Below are 21236 nucleotides of genomic sequence, written 5' to 3'. Positions count from 1 at the left end.
GACGCTGTGGGCCTGACGCGCACTCGGAGTGTATCGGCGGGCTGGGTAGCGGGCTGCTCCCGTCCGGCGAAATCACCCGGACGGGAGCAGCCTAGTTGTACAAGGGCGTTACAAAATCGAGAGGGTCCGATTCAGTGCGCCCCCGGCGTCGCTCAGGCCTCTTCCTTGACCCAGCTCATCAGCTTGCGCAGCTTCTTGCCGGTGGTCTCCAGCAGGTGGTCCTCGTCGGCCTTCTTGTACTCGTTGTACTTGGGCAGACCGGCCTTGTACTCGGCGATCCAGGTGTTGGCGAAGGTGCCGTCCTGGATCTCGGCGAGGACCTTCTTCATCTCGGCCTTGGTGGCGTCGGTGATGATGCGCGGGCCGGTGACGTAGTCGCCCCACTCGGCGGTCTCGGAGACCGACCAGCGCATCTTCTCCAGGCCGCCCTCGTACATCAGGTCGACGATGAGCTTCAGCTCGTGCAGGCACTCGAAGTAGGCGATCTCCGGCTGGTAGCCGGCCTCGACCAGGGTCTCGAAACCGGCCTTGACCAGGGCGGCGGTGCCACCGCAGAGAACGGCCTGCTCGCCGAACAGGTCGGTCTCGGTCTCCTCGGTGAAGGTGGTCTTGATGACGCCGGCCTTGGTGGCGCCCAGGCCCTTGGCGTAGGACAGCGCCAGGTCGAAGGCCTTGCCGGAGGCGTCCTGCTCGACGGCGACGATCGCGGGGACGCCGCGGCCCTCCTCGTACTGGCGGCGGACCAGGTGGCCCGGGCCCTTCGGGGCGACCATGCAGACGTCGACGTCGGCCGGCGGCTTGATGAAGCCGAAGCGGATGTTCAGGCCGTGGCCGAAGAACAGGGCGTCGCCGGCCTTCAGGTGCGGGGCGATGTCCGCCTCGTAGACGTCGGCCTGGATCGGGTCCGGCACCAGGATCATGATGACGTCGGCCTCGGCCGCGGCCTCGGCGGGGGTGACCACGCGCAGGCCGGCCTCCTCGGCCTTCTGGCGGGACTTCGACTCCGGCTTCAGGCCGACGCGGACGTCCGCGCCCGAGTCGCGCAGGGACAGCGCGTGGGCGTGGCCCTGGCTGCCGTAGCCGATCACCGCGACCTTGCGGCCCTGGATGATGGACAGGTCGGCGTCGTCTTCGTAGAACAGCTCGGCCACGGGGGCACATCTCCTTGCGAGTGGTTTGCCTGGGTCTGCTTCGGTTCCTACCGTATGCGGACCCGGTGAAGGGGTGGGGCAGTAGTCAGGGTTTGAGATGGGGCGCGGGTCAGGCGCTGCGGTCGAGGGCGCGCAGCGAGCGGTCCGTGATCGAACGGGCGCCGCGTCCGATGGCGACCAGGCCGGACTGGACCAACTCCTTGATGCCGTAAGGCTCCAGCATCCGGAGCATGGCCTCCAGCTTGTCCGAGCTGCCGGTGGCCTCGATGGTCACCGCGTCCGGGGACACGTCGACCGTCTTGGCGCGGAACAGCTGGACGATCTCGACGATCTGCGACCGGGTCTCGTTGTCGGCGCGGACCTTCACCAGGACCAGTTCCCGCTGGATCGCAGCGGACTGGTCGAGTTCGACGATCTTGATCACGTTGACGAGCTTGTTGAGCTGCTTGGTGACCTGCTCCAGCGGGAGGTCCTCGACGTTGACCACGATGGTCATCCGGGACACGTCCGGATGCTCGGTGGGGCCGACGGCGAGGGAGTCGATGTTGAAGCCCCGACGGGAGAACAGCGCGGCGATCCGGGCGAGCACGCCGGGCTTGTTCTCGACCAGGACGGAGAGGGTGTGCTTGGACATGGGTCGTGGGTTCCCTTGGTCGTTCCGGAAGGGGCTCAGTCGAGGTCGTCGCCGAAGTCGGGGCGCACCCCGCGGGCGAACTGGATCTCGTCGTTGCTGGTGCCGGCCGCGACCATCGGCCAGACCATGGCGTCCTGGTGGACGATGAAGTCGATGACCACCGGGCGGTCGTTGATCGCCATCGCCTGCTCGATGACCGCGTCGAGGTCCTCGGGGCGCTCGCAGCGCAGGCCGACGCAGCCCATCGCCTCGGAGAGCAGGACGAAGTCGGGGATCCGGGTGCCCTGGGCCGGCGGCTCGATGCCGTCGTGGCCGGGGCCGGAGTGCAGCACGGTGTTGGAGTAGCGCTGGTTGTAGAACAGCGTCTGCCACTGCCGGACCATGCCCAGGGAGCCGTTGTTGATGACCGCGACCTTGATCGGGATGTCGTTCAGGGCGCAGGTGACCAGCTCTTGGTTGGTCATCTGGAAGCAGCCGTCGCCGTCGATCGCCCAGACCGCGCTCTCCGGACGGCCCGCCTTGGCGCCCATCGCGGCCGGCACGGCGTAGCCCATGGTCCCCGCGCCGCCGGAGTTGAGCCAGGTGCCCGGCTTCTCGAAGCGGATGAACTGCGAGCTCCACATCTGGTGCTGGCCGACGCCCGCGGCGTAGATGGCGTCCGGGCCGACCAGCCGGCCGATCCGCTCGATGACCTGCTGCGGGGAGAGCTGGCCGCCCGCCGCGGGCTCGTAGCCCAGCGGGTAGGTCCGCTTCCACTCGTCGAGCCGCTCCCACCATTCGCTGTAGTCGCCCTTGTGGCCGGCGTCGAACTCGGCCTGGACGGCGACGATCAGGTCGGCCAGCACCTCACGGGCGTCGCCGACGATCGGCACGTCGGCCGGGCGGTTCTTGCCGATCTCCGCCGGGTCGATGTCGGCGTGGACGACCTTGGCGTACGGCGCGAAGCTGTCCAGCTTGCCGGTGACCCGGTCGTCGAAGCGGGCGCCGAGGGTGAAGAGCAGGTCCGCCTTCTGCAGCGCGGTGACGGCCGGGACCGAGCCGTGCATGCCGGGCATGCCCAGGTGCTGCGGGTGGCTGTCCGGGAAGGCGCCGAGCGCCATCAGGGTGGTGACCACCGGGGCGCCGGTCAGCTCGGCGAGGATCCGCAGCTCGGCGGTGGCGCCGGCCTTGATGACGCCGCCGCCGACGTACAGGACCGGGCGCTTGGCGGTGACCAGCAGCTTCGCGGCCTCGCGGATCTGCTTGGCGTGCGGCTTGGTCACCGGGCGGTAGCCGGGCAGCGAGGTCTCGACCGGCCAGCGGAAGGTGGTGGTGGCCTGCAGGGCGTCCTTGGCGATGTCGACCAGGACCGGGCCGGGGCGGCCGGTGGCGGCGATGTGGAACGCCTCGGCGATCACCCGGGGGATCTCGGCCGGGTCGGTGACCAGGTAGTTGTGCTTGGTGATCGGCATGGTGATGCCGCAGATGTCCGCCTCCTGGAAGGCGTCCGTGCCGATCGCCTGGGAGGCCACCTGGCCGGTGATCGCGACGATCGGCACCGAGTCCATGTACGCGTCGGCGATCGGGGTGACCAGGTTGGTGGCACCCGGGCCGGAGGTCGCCATGCAGACGCCGACCCGGCCGGTGGCCTGCGCGTACCCGGTGGCGGCGTGACCGGCGCCCTGCTCGTGGCGGACGAGGATGTGACGCACCTTGGTGGAGTCCATCAGCGGGTCGTACGCGGGAAGGATGGCCCCGCCGGGGATGCCGAAGACGGTGTCCGCACCGACGGCCTCCAGCGAGCGGATGAGCGACTGGGCGCCGGTCATGGTCTCGACGACGTGCTGCGGAGCGGGAGCGTGGGCGGCCGGGGTGTCCCCGCGGCGGGGGGCTGCGGCGTGCTCAGTCATCTGCCTGTCTCTTCTCGGTTCTGGCCGGCCCGGTGGTTGCGGGCCCCGGGGGGTCGAGGGGTGGGGTCCCGCTTGCGGGCCGATCGCCGGCTCTGCCCCAATCGTCCCTTTCGCGGGGCCACGGGGCCAGGGGTCTTGCAGTGGTGGAACGGCGTCGGTGCAACAAAAAACCCCTCGTGCCCAAGGGCATGCGAGGGGTGGCGCGTCGGTCTGTCACGAGCGGGGCATGGCCCGCTCAGCCGACGCGCCCGCCAAGTACGAGAATTCGGGTGCGCATGGCAACGACCTTCCTCCCGTCAAGGCCCGACTGTCAAGCAGGTGGGATGACAGTCTCGCCATGCGGACCCGTTCCCGGGCCCGCCACGGCCGGATGTTCGGGCAGGTCGGAGGGGCTGCGGTGAGCTGCGACACGTCCCCTTCCGCCCTCCGCGCGCCCACTCGTCCGAGTGTCCGCGGTCAGGTACACCCGCCGGACCGGCGGCGGGCCGGGCGGCCTCGGCACCGGGTAGACGCGGCGGGCCAGCGCGCGCCGCAGCCGGGCCTCCTCCAGCGGTGCGGAGAAGGCCGAGCCCTGCACCTGGCGGCAGCCCAACTCCTGCAGCACCGCCACCTGGCGGGGCAGGTCGACGCCCTCGGCTCCGGTGACCAGTCCGAGGTCCCGGCCGAGCCGCAGGGCGTGCCCGGCGAGCGTGCGGGCGAGCGCGGAGTCGCCCAGGTCGTGGACCAGCGAGCGGTCCAGCTTGAGGCCGTCGAAGGGCAGCCGGGCGAGCGCGCCGAGCGAGCCGCCGCCGGCCCCGAAGCCGGCCAGCGCGGTGGAGACGCCGAGCCGACGCAGCGCGGCGAGCCGGCGGCCGAGTTCGTCGGCCAGCTCGTCCGGGCCCATCCGGGCCACCTCGACGATCAGTTGGCCGCCCGGCAGCCCGCTGTCGCGCAGCGCGGCGGCCACCGTCTCGTACAGGCCGGGCGCGCAGAGCCGCTCGGCGGAGAGCCGGACCGAGACCGGGACCGGCGGCGGGTCCGGACGGCCGCGGGCGGGCAGGGCGCGGCGCAGCGCGGCGGCGGTGACCGCCTCGCGGACCAGCCAGCGGGAGAACCGGGCGGCGGCGTCGCGGTGTTCGGTGGAGCGCAGGAACTCGGCGGGGGTGAGCAGCAGCCCCTCGGCGGAGCGCCAGCGGGCCTGCGCCTCGACGGCGGTGACCGCTCCGCTCGCGAGGTCCACCACCGGCTGGTGGAGCAGGGCGAAGCCGCCCTCCCGGACGGCCGCCCGCAGCCGCTCGTCCAGTTCGGTGCGGCGCTCCAGGTCGGCGCGCATGGCCGGGCTGTAGAGCATCACCCGGCCCTTGCCCTCGGACTTGGCGCGGTACATCGCGAGGTCGGCGTTGCGCATCAGCTCGTCGGCAGCGGCGCGCGGATCGGCGGCCGGGCCGCGTTCGGGGCTGCCGAAGGCGATGCCGATGCTGGCGGCGACGCTGAGTTCGCTGCCGCCGATCCAGTACGGCTCGGAGAGCGCGGTGCGCAGCCGGTCGGCGAGTTCCTGGACCTGGAGACGGCCGAGCGGGCCGCAGACCAGCGCGGCGAACTCGTCGCCGCCGAACCGGGCGACGGTGTCGCCGCAGCGCACGGCGCCCTGGAGCCGGCGGGCGGCCTGGACGAGCAGTTCGTCGCCGACCTGGTGGCCGGCGGTGTCGTTGACCGCCTTGAAGCCGTCCAGGTCGAGGAAGAGCACGGCGACCCCGGCACCGGCCTCGTCCTGCGGACCGCGGATGGCCAGCGCGGTGCGCAGCCGCTGGGTGAACAGCGCCCGGTTGGGCAGGTCGGTGAGCGGGTCGTGGAACGCGTTGTGCTGCAACTGGGCCTGGAGCATGACGCGTTCGGTGACGTCGCGGCTGTTCAGGATGAGGCCGTCGCGGTACCGGTCGACGGTCGACTCGACGTGCAGCCACTCGCCGGCGCCGGAGCCGATCCGGCACTCCACCCGGGCGGCGGGCAGCGGCTCGCCGCCCGGGTCGCGATGGGCGGCGAGCCGGCCGCGGGCCAGGAAGCGGCGGACCTCCAGCAGCACCCGGTCGACGTCCTCGGGGTGGATGAGGTCGAGCAGGTTGCCGCCGACCAGCTCCTCCGGATCGCGCCCGTAGACGCCGAGCGCGGCCGGCGAGACGTAGGAGAGCACGCCGTTGGCACCGGCGATCATGATGACGTCGCTGGAGCCCTGCACCAGGGAGCGGAAGTGCGCCTCCTTGTGGGCGAGTTCCTGGGCCAGCGAGAGGTTGTCGAGCAGCATGATGCCCTGCCGCAGGATCAGCGCGAGGCCCACGGTGCAGGCGGCCGAGGCCACCACCCGGTCGAGCGAGCGCCCGCCGAGGGCGTTGTAGAGGATCCCGGCGGTGCAGACGGCGGCGGCCGCGTACGGGGTGAGCGCGCTGAAGGTGGTGGCCACCCGGCGGCGCGGCAGCCCGCCGACCGCGGGGTGCTCGCGCAGCGGGCGGCGCCAGCGCGGGGACCACGGCGCCCAGGCGAGCAGCAGACTGCCCGCGAACCAGCCGGCGTCCAGCAGTTCGCCGGAGTGGTAGCTGCTGCGCAGCTCGGGCGAGGTGAACAGGGCGTCGCAGAGCACCGTGACGGCGAGGCCGACCATGGCGGTGTGGACGGCGGCCCGGTTGCCGTCCCGGCCGCCGAAGCGCAGGCCGACGACCAGCGAGACGAGCAGGATGTCCAGCACCGGGTAGGCCAGGTTGAGCGCGAGCCGCAGCGGGGAGCCGGCCTCGCCGGCCGCGGTGCGGCCGAGCGCGAGGCTCCAGCTGAGGGTGAACAGCGAGCCGGCCACCAGCCAGCCGTCGAGCAGCAGGCAGAGCCAGCCCGCGGCGCTGCGCGGGCGCTGGGCGAGTACCAGGACGCCGGTGATGGCGAGCGGGGCGAAGAGCAGGAAGGCGTACTCGGCGAGCGAGTTCGGCGGCAGCGGGGTGCGTTCGACCAGCTCGTACCAGCCCCAGGTGCCGTTGCCGAAGGCGACCATGAGCGAGGAGAGGCCGAACAGCAGCCAGGCCGGGCGGGCGTGGCCGCCGACCGTGCAGCCGTAGGCGAGGCAGGAGAGCGCGGCGGCGAGGGCGGCGGCGGCCAGGCCGAAGTCGCCCATGAAGACGGCGATCCGGCGCGATCCCCAGCCGAAGGCCGCGCCGAGCGTGTAGGCGAGGCAGAGCACGCCCAGCACGGCCCCGGGCAGCTTGCGGCTGTAGAGCGCCCGGCGCAGCGCCCCGGGTCTGCCGCGTCCGGGCGCCGGTGGGGCCGGTGCGTGGACGGCGTGCCGGGACGCGCCGCGCGGGGGCGGGCCCGACGGGAGCGGGACGCCGACGGGCGCACCGGTCACCGGCGGACCGCTCACGGGCGGCGGTCCGCCCACGAGCAGGTCGGCGTCCGGCGCCTCCGGCCGTCCGGCTCCGGGCAGCACCGCGTCGGTGGAGCTCACTCGGCCTCTCCCCCTCCGGCCCGGGACCTCGCGCCCCGGTCACGGACCACCGGCCGCGCGCCTGGTGGCCGTGCGCGGTGACCTGGCGCCCCGTCAGGGCGGTGGCCCAGGGGGCGGGGGGCCTGCCGGCCGTCCCGCCACACCGATGTTCCCGTTCGGGACCCTACACCACTTTGGTCACTCAATGACACGCACACTCAACTTAGAGTAATGGCCTCCGGGTGGGGAATTACGCCCGATTCCACCGGAACGGGCCGGTTGGCGGGGGCGCGCGGGCGGGGGCTCACGCGGCGCGCACGGGAGCACGGGGCGGCGCCCGGGCGGTACCGGCCGGGCCGGCGACGGGGCGGCCGGGGCCGCGACGGCGGACGGGCGGGCGCCGGGCGGCGGCGCTCAGCCGGCGGCCGGCGCCAGATCCTCCGGGAACAGCCGCAAACGGTGGGCCAGCGCGGCGGCTTCGACCCGGCCGCCCACCGCGAGCTTGCCGAGGATGTTGGAGACGTGCACGCTCGCCGTCTTCGGCGAGATGTACAGCTCCTCGGCGATCTGCCGGTTGGTGCGCCCCCGCGCGAGCAATCGGAGCACGTCCCGCTCACGGGGGGTGAGGCCGAAGGACCCCCCGGCCGGCGGCGCCGCGGACGGTGCGGGACGGCCCGCGACGAGCGTCAGGCCCGCCCGCTCGGCCAGCGCGTCGATCTCGGCCCGCAGCCCGGCGTCGCCCCGCGCGGAGGCCAGTTCCCGCGCCTCGCGCAGCAGTCCGGCCCCGGCCTCACGGCGCCCGGCCAGCACCTCGGCCTCGCCGGCCCGCAGCAGCGCGAGCGCCAGCGGGTGCGGCAGCCCGGTCCGGCGCAGCCACTCGATCGCGGCGGCCCAGTGCGCCGGGGTGTCCGCCCCCTCGGCCCGGGCCAGTTCGCCCTCCAGCAGCCGGGCCCAGCCGTGGTGCAGCGGCGCCGCCGGGTGCAGCCCGGCCGCCGCCCCGGCGATCCGGGCCAGCACCGCGGCCCGGCCCGGCCCGGCCTGCGGCAGGCCCCGGCTGTCGGCCTCGACGCCCGCGCCGTCGACCAGCAGCGGGTAGTAGTCGGCCAGGTAGCCGCGCGGGACCTCCTCCACGAGGGCGGCGAGCAGTTCGGCGCGGGCCTCCAGCGGGCGGCCCGCCAGGGCGGCGATCCGTACCGCGAGCCGGCTGATCGGCACCGAGTGCTGGATCTGGCCGACCCGGTTGGCGGCCCGGGCCCCGGCGAGCAGCGCGGTGGCGCCGGCCAGGTCGCCGCGGAGCAGGGCGAGGTCGCCGCGCAGCCGGTCCAGGAACTCGGCGTGGGTGCCGGTCGGGCTGGTCAGGTCCCCCTCGGCGAGCACCAGTTCGGCCTCGTCGATCCGCCCGAGGTCCAGCAGCGCCTCGGCGAGGTTGCCGGTCAGGATGGCGCCGATGTTGCGCTGCAGGCCGTTGCGGCGGGCCGAGTCCAGCCCCTCGCGGGCCAGCGCCACGGCCTCCTCCGGCCGGCCGAGGCCGCGCTGCACCGAGGCCAGGTTGTTGAGACCGCGCAGCAGCAGGTCCGTGGCGCCGAGCCGGCGGGTGGCTTCGACCGCCGCGGCCAGCTGGGCCACCCCGGCCTCCGGGTCGGTGTCCAGGTCGTTGCGCAGCCCGCCGAGCGTCATCAGGGCGTGCTGCTCGACCGTGTGCGCCCCCACCTCGCGGGCGATCCGGGCGGCCCGTTCGGCGAGCGCGATCAGCTCGGGGCGGGAGTTGGAGAGCATCCCGGCGCCGGCCCCGAGGGCGAACACCTCGGCCTGCACGGCGGACGGCGGCAACGGCTCGACCAGCCGGTGCGCGTAGGCGATCTCCGCCTCGTCGCCGGAGCGGCGCAGATGGCCGAGCATCCGGGCGCGGTTGATCCGGAACCAGGCGGCGCGGGCCGGGTGCTCGGTCTCGTCGACGAGCTGGAGCGCCCGCTTCGCCAGGCTCAGCCCGCGCTCCCGGTCCCCGCTGCGGCGGGCCGCGACCACCGCCTCGGCCAGCACGTCGATCAGGCAGAGCCGGTCGCAGTCCTCGTCGTGCCGGTCGTCGTCGCAGGAGCACGGCGGGTAGGTCTCGGCCCAGTCGTACGGGCGCAGGGTGCCGGCCAGCTGCTCGGCGGGGACCTCGTCCCACAGCTCCAGGGCCCGTTCCAGCATGCGCAGTTGCTCGGCGAAGGCGTTGCGGCGGCGGGCCGCCCGGGCGGCGTCCAGCGCGGTCGGCAGGGCCCGGACCGGGTCGTGCGCGTGGTACCAGTAGTTGGCCAGCCGGGCCGGGCGGGCGTCGGCGCCGACCAGCTGCGGCTCGGCCTCCAGGGCTTCGGCGAACCGGCGGTTGATCCGGTGCCGCTCGCCGGGCAGCAGGTCGTCCGAGACGGCCTCGCGGACCAGCGCGTGCCGGAACCGGTAGCCGTCACCGTCGGGGTCCGGGCGCAGGATGTTGGCGCCGACCGCGGCGCGCAGCGAGGCGATCAGCTGCTCCTCGTCCTCCAGGACGGCGGCGAGCAGGGCGTGTTCGACGCAGGACCCGCCCTCGGCGGCGATCCGCAGGACCCGCTGGGTCTCCTCGTCCAGCGCCTCGACCCGCACCAGCAGGATGTCCCGCAGGGAGTCGGTGAGCCCGGCCGAACCGCCCTCCCGCAGGGCGGTGGCCAGTTCCTCGACGAAGAACGGATTGCCCTCCGAGCGGCGGTGGACCCGCTCGACCAGCTGCCGGTCGGGCACGGCGGTGCCGAGGATGCCGGCCAGCTGCGCGGCCACCTCGCCGGGGCCGAACCGCTCCAGCTCCAGCCGGCGGACGGTGCGCAGCCGCTCCAGCTCGGCCAGGAAGGGCCGCAGCGGGTGGCGGCGGTGCAGGTCGTCGCTGCGGTAGGTGGCGACCAGCAGGACGCGGGCCCGGTGCAGGGTGCGGACCAGGTAGGCGAGCAGCTCCCGGGTGGAGCGGTCGGACCAGTGCAGATCCTCGACGGCGAGCACGAAAGTACGGTCCGTGCCGAGTCGTTCGAACAGCCTCGTGGTGTGCTCGAACAGCCGGGCCCGGCCGTACTCGTCGTTGGGTTCGCCGTCGGCCTCGCCGAAGTCGGGCAGCAGCCGGGCGAGATGGCCCTCCATCCCGGCGGCGGCGTGCTCCAGGTCGGTGCCCAGACAGCGGTGCAGCCGGCGCAGCGCGGTGGCCAGCGGCGCGTACGGCAGTCCTTCGGCGCCGATCTCCAGACAGCCGCCGTCGGTGGTGAGCACGCCCCGGTCGTCGGCGCGGCGGAGGAACTCCTCCAGCAGCCGGGTCTTGCCGACGCCCGCCTCGCCGCCGATCAGCACGGTCTGCGGCTCGCCGCGCCCGGCCCGGTGCAGCGCGTCCATCAGGTCGGTGAGCTCCGGATCGCGGCCGACGAAGACGGGACTCACCGAGGTCTGCTGCATGGAGGCGAGCATGCCACAGAGGCCCGGCCGGCTCCGAGGGGTTATCGCGCCCGGCGAACGCCCCGAGAGGCCCGGCGAACGCGCTGAGAGGCCCGGCAGAAGCCCGGAGGGGGAGGCGCACCCCCGTGCCGCCTCCCCCTCCGTTGCCCGCTCGGCACCCGGGTGCCGGTCCGTCAGCATTCGCCGGGACGCACGGCGCGCCGCCGGGTGCGCCGGCCGGCGCTCGGCCGCCGGCCCGCGCGCTCGGCGGTCCGCGCCGCCCGGACCAGCCGCTGGTGCTCGGCCTCGGCCCGGAGCTCCCGCCCCTGCTGCTTGATGAGCTCGTACTCGATCACGGTGGTTCCCCTCGTGGGTTCTTCGTCTCTTCCGTCTACTGAGGAGAGACTCCTCCCCCAGGGGGGTGGCCGGCATCGGCAGGCTTGCGGATCTTCCGGGGCGCGATCTCCTTAGGGACCCTGCCACGGGGACGACGAAGGCCCGGCCCCACCCCTGGCAGGGGGTAAGACCGGGCCTCGGACGGGCCTCTGACGACTAAGGGGGCCTTAGACCGCCTTAGACACCTTGGAAACTCAGGCGGAGACGCCCAGCTTCTCCAGGATCAGATCCTTCACGCGGGCCGCGTCGGCCTGACCGCGGGTGGCCTTCATGACCGCGCCGACCAGCGCGCCGACCGCGGCGACCTTGCCGTCACGGATCTTGGCGGCGATCGCCTCGTTCTCGGCGATGGCCTGGTCGACCGCGGCGCCCAGCGCGGAGTCGTCCGAGACGACGGCCAGGCCGCGCTTCTCGACGATCTCGTCCGGCTCGCCCTCGCCGGCCAGCACGCCCTCGATGACCTGGCGGGCCAGCTTGTCGTTCAGCTTGCCCTCGGCGACCAGCGCGGTGACCCGGGCGACCTGCGCCGGGGTGATCGGCTGCTCGGCCAGCTCGGTGCCGGTCTCGTTGGCCCGGCGGGCCAGCTCACCCATCCACCACTTGCGGGCCTGGTCGGCCGGGGCGCCGGCGGCGATGGTCTCCTGGATCGGCTCGACGGCACCGGCGTTCAGCACCGACTGCATGTCCTTGTCCGACAGGCCCCACTCGGCCTGCAGCCGGGCCCGGCGCACCCGGGGCAGCTCGGGCAGCGCGGCACGCAGCTCCTCGACCCACGCGCGGGCCGGGGCGATCGGCACCAGGTCCGGCTCCGGGAAGTACCGGTAGTCCTCGGCGTTGTCCTTGATCCGGCCGGAGGTGGTGGAGCCGTCCTCCTCGTGGAAGTGCCGGGTCTCCTGGACGATCGTGCCGCCGTCGGTCAGCACCGTGGCGTGCCGCTGGATCTCGAACCGGGCGGCCCGCTCGACGCTGCGCAGCGAGTTGACGTTCTTGGTCTCCGAGCGGGTGCCGAAGGTCTCGGTGCCGTTCGGGCGCAGCGACAGGTTGACGTCGCAGCGCATCTGGCCCTTGTCCATCCGGGCCTCGGAGACGCCCAGCGAGCGGATCACCTCGCGCAGCTCGGCGACGTACGCGCGGGCGACCTCGGGGGCCCGCTCGCCGGCGCCGGTGATCGGCTTGGTGACGATCTCGATCAGCGGGATGCCGGCCCGGTTGTAGTCCAGCAGCGAGTGCGTGGCGCCGTGGATGCGGCCGGTCGCGCCGCCGACGTGGCTGGACTTGCCGGTGTCCTCCTCCATGTGGGCGCGCTCGATCTCCACGCGGAAGGTCGAGCCGTCCTCCAGCTGCACGTCGAGGTAGCCGTTGAAGGCGATCGGCTCGTCGTACTGCGAGGTCTGGAAGTTCTTCGGCATGTCCGGGTAGAAGTAGTTCTTCCGCGCGAACCGGCACCACTCGGCGATCTCGCAGTTCAGCGCCAGGCCGATCTTGACGGCCGACTCCACGCCCACCGCGTTGACCACCGGCAGCGAGCCCGGCAGCCCCAGGCAGGTCGGGCAGACCTGGCTGTTCGGCTCGGCACCCAGCTCGGTCGAACAACCGCAGAACATCTTGGTCTTGGTACCCAGCTCGACGTGGACCTCCAGGCCCATCACCGGGTCGTACGACGCGAGAGCGTCCTCGTAGGAGACCAGGTTCTTGACGCTCACAGCGTCCCCTTCACTCAAAAGTCTTCGGTGGTGCGGGCGCCCGGCCCGTACCCCTCCGTACGGCGGGTACGGGCCGGGGCCCCACGGCTGGGTCAGCCCAGCAGGACGTCGTCGTCGCCGAGGCGGCGCAGCTCGCGCACCAGCAGGGCGGTGCCGGTGACCAGGGCGGCGGCGCCGATCAGGGCGTTGACGAGCTTGAGGGTGTCGCTCTCGTCGCGGGCCTTGCGCACGTCCTTGACGATGGAGATCGCGCCGAACGTGCTGGTCCCGATGGACAGCCACAGCCCGGGCTTCGAGTGCTTGAAGCCCTTGGCCTTCTCGATCTTGCTCACAGTGCCGGTGCCTCCTCCAGCAGGGTGTGCCCCCACTTGTCGTTGAGTGCGGCCTCGACGGCGCCGCCCACGCGGTACAGGCGGTCGTCCGCCATCGCGGGTGCGATGATCTGCAGGCCGACCGGGAGATTGTCCTCCGGGGCCAGGCCGCAGGGCAGCGACATGGCCGCGTTGCCCGCCAGGTTGGACGGAATCGTGCAGAGGTCGGCCAGATACATCGCCATCGGGTCGTCGGCGCGCTCGCCGATCGGGAAGGCGGTGGTCGGGGTGGTCGGCGAGACCAGGACGTCCACGCCGGCGAAGGCCGCGTCGAAGTCGCGGGAGATCAGCGTGCGCACCTTCTGGGCCGAGCCGTAGTAGGCGTCGTAGTAGCCCGAGGAGAGCGCGTAGGTGCCGAGGATGATGCGGCGCTTGACCTCGGGGCCGAAGCCGGCCTCACGGGTCAGCGCGGTGACGTCCTCGGCGGAGCGGGTGCCGTCGTCGCCGACCCGCAGGCCGTAGCGCATCGCGTCGAACCGGGCCAGGTTGGACGAGGCCTCGCTGGGCGCGATCAGGTAGTACGCGGGCAGCGCCAGGGTGAACGACGGGCAGGAGACCTCGACGACCTCGGCGCCCAGCTCGCGCAGCAGCTCCACCGACTCGTTGAAGCGCTGCATGACGCCGGCCTGGTAGCCCTCGCCCGCGAACTCCTTCACCACGCCGATCCGCATGCCCCGGACATCGCGCATCCGCGCCGCCTCGACCACGGCCGGGACCGGCGCGTCGATCGAGGTGGAATCCAGCGGGTCGTGGCCGGCGATGGCCTCGTGGAGCAGCGCCGCGTCCAGCACGGTGCGGGCGCACGGGCCGCCCTGGTCCAGGCTGCTGGAGAAGGCCACCAGGCCGTAGCGGGAGACCGAGCCGTAGGTCGGCTTCACGCCGACGGTGCCGGTGACGGCGCCGGGCTGGCGGATCGAGCCGCCCGTGTCGGTGCCGATCGCCAGCGGGGCCTCGAAGGCGGCCAGCGCGGCCGCCGAGCCGCCGCCGGAGCCGCCGGGGATCCGGGAGAGGTCCCACGGGTTGCCGGTGGTGCCGTAGGCGGAGTTCTCGGTGGAGGAGCCCATCGCGAACTCGTCCATGTTGGTCTTGCCGAGGATGACGACGCCGGCGTCCTTGAGCCGCGAGGTCAGGGTGGCGTCGTACGGCGGGATCCAGCCTTCGAGGATCTTCGAGCCGCAGGTGGTCGGCACGCCCTTGGTGGTGAAGACGTCCTTCAGCGCCAGCGGGACACCGGCCAGCGGGCCCAGCTCCTCGCCCTTGGCGCGCTTGTCGTCGACGGCCCGGGCCGCGCTCAGCGCGCCCTCGGTGTCGACGTGCAGGAAGGCGTTGACCTTCTGGTCGACGGCCTCGATGCGGTCCAGGTGCGCCTGCGCGACCTCGACGGCGGAGACCTCGCCCTTGGCGATGGCGGTGGCCGTCTCGGCGGCCGTGTAACGGATCAGGTCGGTCATCTCGGTCAGTCCTCCCCGAGGATCTGGGGAACGCGGAAACGCTGCTCCTCGGCGGCCGGGGCGCCGGCCAGCGCCTGCTCCGGGGTGAGCGACGGCCGGACCTCGTCCGCGCGCATGACGTTGGTCAGCGGCAGCGGGTGGGAGGTGGGCGGGACGTCCTGTCCGGCGACCTCGGAAACGCGGGCGACCGCGCCGATGATCACGTCGAGCTGCTCGGCGAAGTGGTCCAGCTCTTCGGCCTGCAACTCAAGACGCGACAGCCGAGCGAGGTGGGCGACCTCCTCGCGCGTGATGCCAGGCATGCAGCGATCCTCAGGGTGAGTTCTGGTGAGGCCCGGATCCGCCTTCCGGCGGCCCGGACCCGGGCCGGGAGCGGCCGGTCCGGCGCTCCCGTCCTCGTGGTCTGTGGCCCCATCCTATGGGGCGCGGCCCGGCCACCGGCCAACGACCAGCGGCGGTCCGGGGTCACCCCCGCCGCACGGGGCCGCGCGCGGCCGCCCAGGGCGGCTCCACCGCCGGGTCACGGCCGCTCCACGGCCGCTCCGGTGCCGGTCCGATGCCGTTCTACTGCGGGCGGGTCGGCGCCCAGCTCTGCTGCTTGGGCACCTGGACCTCCACCGCGGCGGCCTGCACCGCCTGGACCACCGGCGGCAGCGCGGGCTTGGCCACCGGCGGCAGCCGGTCGGCGGAGGCCGCGGCGAACCGCTCCACCGGCGGGGCGCCGGTGCGGTGCACCCGCAGCCAGGCGGTGGCCTGTTCGGCCGGCAGCGCCGCGGAGACCAGCCAGCCCTGCACCGCGTCCACGCCCATGCAGTTCAGCCGCTCCCAGGTCTCGTCGTCCTCGACGCCCTCGGCGACCACGGTCAGGCCGAGCGAGTGGGCCAGCTCGACCGAGCAGCGGACCACCGCCGCGTCGTGGTCGTCGGCGACCATCCGGGAGACGAAGGAGCGGTCGATCTTCAGCTCGCCGACCGGCAGGCTGCGCAGCCGCACCAGCGAGGAGTGGCCGGTCCCGAAGTCGTCCAGGGACATCCCGACCCCGTAGCCGCGCAGTTCGGCGAGGGTGTCGGCGGCCCGCCGGGAGTCGTCAAGCAGCAGCCGCTCGGTGATCTCCAGCTGGAGCGCGTGGGCCGGCACCTGGTGGCGCACGAGGTGGCCGGCGACCCGCTGGGCGAAGCCGGGGTTGAGCACGTCGCGCGGTGAGACGTTCACCGCGACCTGCACCTGCAGGCCCTGCTCGCGCCAGTGGGCGAGCTGGCCGACGGCGGCCTCCAGCACGTAGTCGGTCAGCCGGGGCATCAGCCCGCTGGACTCGGCGAGGCCGACGAACTCGTCCGGCGAGACCCGGCCCTGGCCCGGGCGCTCCCAGCGCAGCAGCGCCTCCAGTCCGACCACCCGGCCGTCGAAGGCCACCTTGGGCTGGTAGTGCAGTTGCACCTCGCCGGTCTCCAGGGCCCGCCGCAAGTCGCCCAGCAGTCCGATCCGGTACGGGGTGTCGGCGTCCTGCGCCTCGTGGTACTGCTCGACCGAGGTACGTCCGCGCTGTGCGTGGCCCATCGCGACATCGGCGCGGCGCAGCAGCGACTCGGCGTCCTGGGCGTGCCGGGGGAAGACGCAGACGCCCGCGCTGGCCTCCAGGACGAGCAGCAGCCCGTCCAGCCGGATCGGCGCGGCCAGTTCGGCGATCAGCGCCTTGGCCACCTTCTCCAGCGAGTCCGGGCAGCCGATGCCGGGCAGCAGCACGGCGAACTCGTCGCCGCCCATCCGGGCCACCATCGGCCGGCCGCGGTAGTGCCGGGGCAGTCCGGCGAAGACGTCGTCGATGGACTCGCGGGTGGCGCTGCCGGCCGCCCCGCCGGAGCGCAGGGCCCGGTGCAGCCGGCGGGCGATGTGGACGAGCAGCCGGTCGCCGGCGGTGTGGCCGAGGGTGTCGTTGAGCGACCGGAAGCGGTCGAGGTCGAGCAGGATCAGCCCGACGCTGTACCCCTCGGAGTGCTCGGCGATGGCCTCCTGGGCGGCGAGGAGTAACGCCTGGCGGTTGGGCAGATCGGTCAGCGGATCGGTCAGCTGGTCGCGGGCCCGGTCGCGGGCGATCCGCCAGGCGGCGACCAGGACGGCCAGCGGCACCGCGAACAGCGGCAGCAGTTCGGCCTCGTAGCGGTAGACCAGCACGGCCAGCGGGATCAGCGGCGCCGCGCCGGCCAGCAGCACGCCGAGCAGCAGGACGGCCCCCGCCACCCCGTGCGGCGGGCGTGTGGGCGCGCCGCCGGTCGTACGATCCATAAGCCCTGTCCTCCGTCGGGCCCGCCCCGTCGGGCCGCCTAGCGGTGAGGCACCGTACCGGTACCGGCAGCCTGCCGGGCACGGAGCGACCCCGCGGAGTCCGGCTCAGCCGGTCCCCCCACCCCTGCTGACACTCTGTTGCGCTCCAGGGTATGCGTGGCTTCACCCGACGGGCAGACTTTCAGACAACCGGACATACGCCACCGTGCCCCGGTGCCGCACAGTGTCACGATGCCCGCTAACACTGTGCGGCACCCGATGACGTTGCATCAGGACGATAACAAGCCGGATTCGGGGCTTCCGCGCGCGGGTCAGTCCCCGGCGGGCTCCTCCCCCGGCTCCTCGGCGGACGCTTCGACGGATTCCGCGGCGGGCGCCTCGGTGGGCTCCCCGGCCGGCGCCTCCGCCTCCGCCTTCGTGGCGGCCTTCTTCCTCGCGGGCGCCTTCTTCACCGGCGCCTCCTCCGGCTCCGGCGGCAGCCCCAGGTGGACCCGGGCGGCGGCCGACCCCTGCTCCAGCAGGATCGCGAAGCCCTGGTCGTCCAGGACCGGCAGCCCGAGCTGCACGGCCTTGTCGTACTTGGACCCGGGGTTGTCGCCGGCGACCACGAAGTGGGTCTTCTTCGACACCGAGCCGGTCACCTTCGCGCCCCGCGAGGTCAGCGCCTCCTTGGCGCCGTCCCGGGTGTGCCCGGCCAGAGTGCCGGTGACGACGACCGTCAGGCCCTCCAGCGGACGCTCGCCCTCCTCCTCCGCGGCCTCCTCGGTGAAGCGGACGCCGGCGGCGCGCCACTTCTCGACGATCTCCCGGTGCCAGTCCACCTGGTACCACTCGATGATCGAGCGTGCGGTGCCCGCGCCGACGCCCTCGGTGGCGGCCAGCCGCTCCTCGCTCGCCGCGAAGATCGCGTCCAGGTCGCGGAACTCCCGGGCGAGGTCCTGGGCGGCCACCGGGCCGACGTGCCGGATCGAGAGGCCGTTGAGGAAGCGCCAGAGCGGGCGGTCCTTGGCCTTCTCGATGTTCTCCAGCATCAGCCCGGTGTTCTTCTTCGGCGCACCGGCGGTGGTGGCGAAGAAGAACACCTCCTTCTCCTCGCCGGTCTCGTCGTCGAGCTTCGGCATGCCGGTCTTCTGGTCGCGCACCAGCACCTTGATCGGGAGCAGCTGCTCGACCGTCAGGCCGAAGATGTCGCCCTCGTTTCCCACCGGCGCCTCGGCGGGCTGCAGCGGCTGGGTCAGCGCGGTGGCCGCGACGTAGCCGAGCCCCTCGATGTCCAGCGCCGAGCGCCCGCCGAGGAAGGCGATCCGCTCCCGGATCTGGGCCGGGCAGAACCGGGCGTTGGGGCAGCGCAGGTCGATGTCGCCCTCGGCCATCGGCCGCAGCTCGCTGTCGCACTCGGGGCAGTGCGAGGGCATCACGAAGGCCTGCTCGGTGCCGTCCCGCAGGTCGTACACCGGGCCGAGGATCTCCGGGATCACGTCGCCGGCCTTGCGCAGCACCACGGTGTCGCCGAGCAGGACGTCCTTGGCCTTGACGACCTCCTGGTTGTGCAGGGTCGCGTACTGCACCATCGAGCCGGCCACCTTCACCGGCTCGGCCAGCACCGCGTACGGGGTGGCCCGGCCGGTGCGGCCGATGCCGACCTTGATCGCGGCCAGCTTCCCGGTGACCTCCTCCGGCGGGTACTTCCAGGCGATCGCCCAGCGCGGGGACTTCGAGGTGGAGCCGAGCCGGCCCTGCAGGGCGATCTCGTCCACCTTGACGACCACGCCGTCGATCTCGTGCTCGACCGAGTGCCGCTGCTCGCCGAAGTTCTTGATGAACTCCCGCACCTCGGCCAGCGTGCCGACCACCCGGTTGTGCCGCGCGGTCGGCAGGCCCCACTCGCGCAGCAGGTCGTAGGCGTGCGACTGGCAGTCGATGTCGAAGCCGGAACGCGCCCCGATGCCGTGCACCACCATGTGCAGCGGACGGGAGGCGGTGACCAGCGGGTCCTTCTGCCGCAGCGAGCCGGCGGCGGCGTTGCGCGGGTTCATGAACAACCGGATCATCGCCCGGGGCCGCTTGCCCTCCTTGGCGCGCTCCTCGTTCTCCACCCGGCGGCGCTCGTTCTCCTCCGCGAAGGAGGCGTTGAGCGCCTCGAAGGCCTCGGTCGGGAAGTAGACCTCGCCGCGGATCTCCACCAGCTCCGGGACGTCGTCGCCCTGGAGCCGGTGCGGGATCTCCTTGATGGTGCGGACGTTGGCGGTGATGTCCTCGCCGACCCGGCCGTCGCCGCGAGTCGCCGCCTGCACCAACTGGCCGTTCTCGTAGGTGAGGTTGACGGCCAGGCCGTCCACCTTGAGCTCGCACAGGTAGTGGTACTCGATGCCGGCCAGCTCGGTGGCGACCCGCTCGGCCCAGGCGGCGAGCTCCTCGTCGTCCATCGCGTTGTCCAGGCTGAGCAGCCGCTCCCGGTGCTCGACCGGGGCGAACAGCAGGGTCGGCGCGCCGCCCACCCGCTGCGTGGGCGACTCCGGGGTGACCAGCGCCGGGTGCTCCGCCTCCAGCCCCTCCAGCTCGCGCATCAGCGCGTCGAACTCGGCGTCGCTGACGACCGGCGCGTCCTGCTCGTAGTAGCGGGCCCGGTGGTCGGTGATCTCGGCCGCCAGCTCCGCGTGCCGCTTGCGCACCTCCGCCGGAACGTCCTCCCAGCCCTCGACAGCCACCACCGCAAGCCCTCCGTCAATCTCTCATTCCGGGTTGTCCACCAGGCTCTGGGCCGCCTTCACGCTGAGTGACAACGCGGTACGGGCGTAGGACGGGGAGGCCCCGGCCAGCCCGCAGGTGGGCGTCACCAGCACACGGCGGCCCAGCAGCTCCGGGGCGAACCCGAGCCTGCGCCACAACGTCCTGACACCCTGGACACTACCGGCCGGGTCCGACATCGCCCTTGATTGAGCAGGGGCCTGGTCGGTGGAGGGAACGACACCGGCGAGGAGCACGGTGCCGGCCTCGACCGCCTCGCCGAGGTCGTCGTCCTCACGCTCGGTCAGCAGCGAGAAGTCCAGCGAGACACCGGCCACCCCGGCCCGGCGCAGCAGCGGCAGCGGCACCCGGGGGGCGCAGCAGTGCACCACGACGGGTGCGTCCAGGGCGCCGATCAGGTCCCGCAGCGCCTCCTCGGCGAGCTGGCGGTCGACCGCGCGCAGCCGCTGGAAGCCGCTGGCGGTCTTCACCTCGCCGGCCAGCACGGCGGGCAGCGAGGGCTCGTCGAGCTGGAGCACCACCTGCGCGCCGGGCACCCGCCGGCGGACCTCGGCGAGGTGGCGGCGCAGGCCCTCGGCCAGCGAGCCGGCGATGTCCCGGCAGGCGCCGGGGTCGGCGAGGGCCTTCTCGCCGTGCTTGAGCTCGACGGAGGCGGCCAGCGTCCACGGGCCGACCGCCTGCACCTTGAGCGCGCCGGTGTACCCCTGGGTGAACTCCTCCAGCGCGTCGAGGTCCTCGCCGAGCCAGGAGTGGGCGCGCCGGGTGTCCCGGCCGGGGCGGTCGGCGAACCGCCAGCCGCTCGGCTCGGTCTGCGCGAACAGCTCCACCAGCAGACCGGCGGAGCGCCCGATCATGTCGGCGCCGGGCCCGCGGGCGGGCAGCTCCGGGAGGAACGGGAGGTGCTCCAGCGCGCCGGTGGAGGTCTTGGCGGCCTCCCGGGCGTCGGTGCCGGGCAGCGAGCCGACGCCGGTGGCGGCGCCGACCAGGTCGGGGAAGGGGTGTCCGTTGCTCACCCGCCCGAGCCTAGTGCGCGCGCCGCCGCGGCTCGCTCAGCGCCCGGGGCGGACGGTGATGTCGGTGATCTCCGCGTCCCGGGAGGCGTCCAGCGCGGCCAGGACCGCCTTCGCCACCGACTCGGGCTCGATCCACTGCCCGGCGTCGTACTGCTTGCCCTCCTGCTGGTGCACCTTGGCCTGCATCGCCGTGGCGGTGCGGCCCGGGTACACCGAGGTGACCCGCACGCCGTTGCCGTGCTCCTCCAGCCGCAGCGCGTCCGCGAGCGCCTTCAGCCCGTGCTTGCTCGCCGCGTACGCCGACCACTCGGCGCTCGCGCGCAGCCCGGCACCGGAGTTCACGAACACCACGTGCCCCTTCACCAGCCGCACCGAGGGCAGCAGCAGCCGGGTCAGCTCGGCGGGGGCGACCAGGTTGACGTTCAGGGTGTCCTGCCAGGCCTTGACCGGCAGATCGCCGACCGGGCCCAGCTCGACCATGCCCGCCACGTGCAGCAGCGAGTCCAGCTCGACCGGCAGCGCCTGGTGCCCGAAGGCCCAGGACAGCTTGGCCGGGTCGCCGAGGTCGCCGACCAGGGTCCTGGCGCCGGGGAAGCGCTCGCGCAGTTCGGCGGCCCGGCGCGCGTCGCGGGCCAGCAGCCAGAGCTCGTCACCGCGCTCGGCGAGACGTTCGGCGAGGACGGCGCCGATGCCGGAGCCGGCGCCGGTGATCAGATGAGTGGCCAT

General features: G+C 73.5%; 13 protein-coding genes and 1 pseudogene. All 14 read right to left on the bottom strand.

From position 1 onward, the window contains the following. Window positions 1–152: 152 nt before the first annotated feature. Entirely contained in the window at window positions 153–1151 is a 999-nt protein-coding gene (gene ilvC, locus ACFU9E_RS26495) for a ketol-acid reductoisomerase (protein ID WP_350550163.1), read from the bottom strand. Window positions 1152–1260: 109 nt separating this feature from the next. Next, window positions 1261–1785: an acetolactate synthase small subunit gene (gene ilvN, locus ACFU9E_RS26490; protein WP_030302941.1), complete on the bottom strand. Its 525-nt coding sequence runs from the start codon at window positions 1783–1785 to the stop codon at window positions 1261–1263. 35 nt (window positions 1786–1820) lie between these two features. Continuing rightward, window positions 1821–3674: an acetolactate synthase large subunit gene (locus tag ACFU9E_RS26485; protein WP_380687102.1), complete on the bottom strand. Its 1854-nt coding sequence runs from the start codon at window positions 3672–3674 to the stop codon at window positions 1821–1823. 310 nt (window positions 3675–3984) lie between these two features. Next, window positions 3985–6921, bottom strand: a complete 2937-nt coding sequence (locus ACFU9E_RS26480; protein ID WP_380715398.1) for a putative bifunctional diguanylate cyclase/phosphodiesterase — start codon at window positions 6919–6921, stop codon at window positions 3985–3987. A gap of 609 nt (window positions 6922–7530) precedes the next feature. Then, on the bottom strand, window positions 7531–10566 hold the full coding sequence (locus tag ACFU9E_RS26475) for an AAA family ATPase (protein ID WP_380688562.1): 3036 nt from the start codon (window positions 10564–10566) through the stop codon (window positions 7531–7533). A gap of 173 nt (window positions 10567–10739) precedes the next feature. After that, window positions 10740–10901, bottom strand: a complete 162-nt coding sequence (locus ACFU9E_RS26470; protein ID WP_380682972.1) for a hypothetical protein — start codon at window positions 10899–10901, stop codon at window positions 10740–10742. 234 nt (window positions 10902–11135) lie between these two features. Then, window positions 11136–12644: an Asp-tRNA(Asn)/Glu-tRNA(Gln) amidotransferase subunit GatB gene (gene gatB / locus ACFU9E_RS26465; protein WP_380682970.1), complete on the bottom strand. Its 1509-nt coding sequence runs from the start codon at window positions 12642–12644 to the stop codon at window positions 11136–11138. A gap of 92 nt (window positions 12645–12736) precedes the next feature. Further along, window positions 12737–12976 (bottom strand): hypothetical protein, encoded by a 240-nt coding sequence (locus tag ACFU9E_RS26460; protein WP_355374523.1) that lies wholly within the window; start codon window positions 12974–12976, stop codon window positions 12737–12739. Further along, entirely contained in the window at window positions 12973–14466 is a 1494-nt protein-coding gene (gene gatA / locus ACFU9E_RS26455; protein ID WP_380682969.1) for an Asp-tRNA(Asn)/Glu-tRNA(Gln) amidotransferase subunit GatA, read from the bottom strand. Before gatA ends, ACFU9E_RS26460 begins: the two co-directional genes overlap by 4 nt. 5 nt (window positions 14467–14471) lie before the next feature. Continuing rightward, on the bottom strand, window positions 14472–14768 hold the full coding sequence (gene gatC, locus ACFU9E_RS26450) for an Asp-tRNA(Asn)/Glu-tRNA(Gln) amidotransferase subunit GatC (RefSeq protein ID WP_035845952.1): 297 nt from the start codon (window positions 14766–14768) through the stop codon (window positions 14472–14474). A 262-nt stretch (window positions 14769–15030) separates the two neighbouring features. After that, a pseudogene (locus tag ACFU9E_RS26445) lies at window positions 15031–16686 on the bottom strand (putative bifunctional diguanylate cyclase/phosphodiesterase); the annotation flags it as partial. 374 nt (window positions 16687–17060) lie between these two features. Continuing rightward, window positions 17061–19457 (bottom strand): NAD-dependent DNA ligase LigA, encoded by a 2397-nt coding sequence (ligA, locus tag ACFU9E_RS26440; protein WP_380682976.1) that lies wholly within the window; start codon window positions 19455–19457, stop codon window positions 17061–17063. 24 nt (window positions 19458–19481) lie between these two features. Next, window positions 19482–20510, bottom strand: a complete 1029-nt coding sequence (locus ACFU9E_RS26435) for a methionine synthase (RefSeq protein ID WP_380682968.1) — start codon at window positions 20508–20510, stop codon at window positions 19482–19484. Window positions 20511–20546: 36 nt separating this feature from the next. Continuing rightward, window positions 20547–21236: an SDR family oxidoreductase gene (locus tag ACFU9E_RS26430; protein WP_380682967.1), complete on the bottom strand. Its 690-nt coding sequence runs from the start codon at window positions 21234–21236 to the stop codon at window positions 20547–20549.

The sequence above is a fragment of the Kitasatospora sp. NPDC057595 genome (assembly GCF_042800875.1).
Classification (GTDB): Bacteria; Actinomycetota; Actinomycetes; order Streptomycetales; family Streptomycetaceae; genus Kitasatospora.
This window is presented reverse-complemented; position numbering and strand designations above follow the sequence as displayed.

Coding starts and splice junctions, on each gene's coding strand:
- ACFU9E_RS26475 (WP_380688562.1), bottom strand. CDS start 10,566: ATGCAGCAGACCTCGGTGAGTCCCGTCTTCGTCGGCCGCGATCCGGAG.
- ilvN (WP_030302941.1), bottom strand. CDS start 1,785: ATGTCCAAGCACACCCTCTCCGTCCTGGTCGAGAACAAGCCCGGCGTG.
- gatC (WP_035845952.1), bottom strand. CDS start 14,768: ATGCCTGGCATCACGCGCGAGGAGGTCGCCCACCTCGCTCGGCTGTCG.
- ACFU9E_RS26430 (WP_380682967.1), bottom strand. CDS start 21,236: ATGGCCACTCATCTGATCACCGGCGCCGGCTCCGGCATCGGCGCCGTC.
- gatA (WP_380682969.1), bottom strand. CDS start 14,466: ATGACCGACCTGATCCGTTACACGGCCGCCGAGACGGCCACCGCCATC.
- ACFU9E_RS26485 (WP_380687102.1), bottom strand. CDS start 3,674: ATGACTGAGCACGCCGCAGCCCCCCGCCGCGGGGACACCCCGGCCGCC.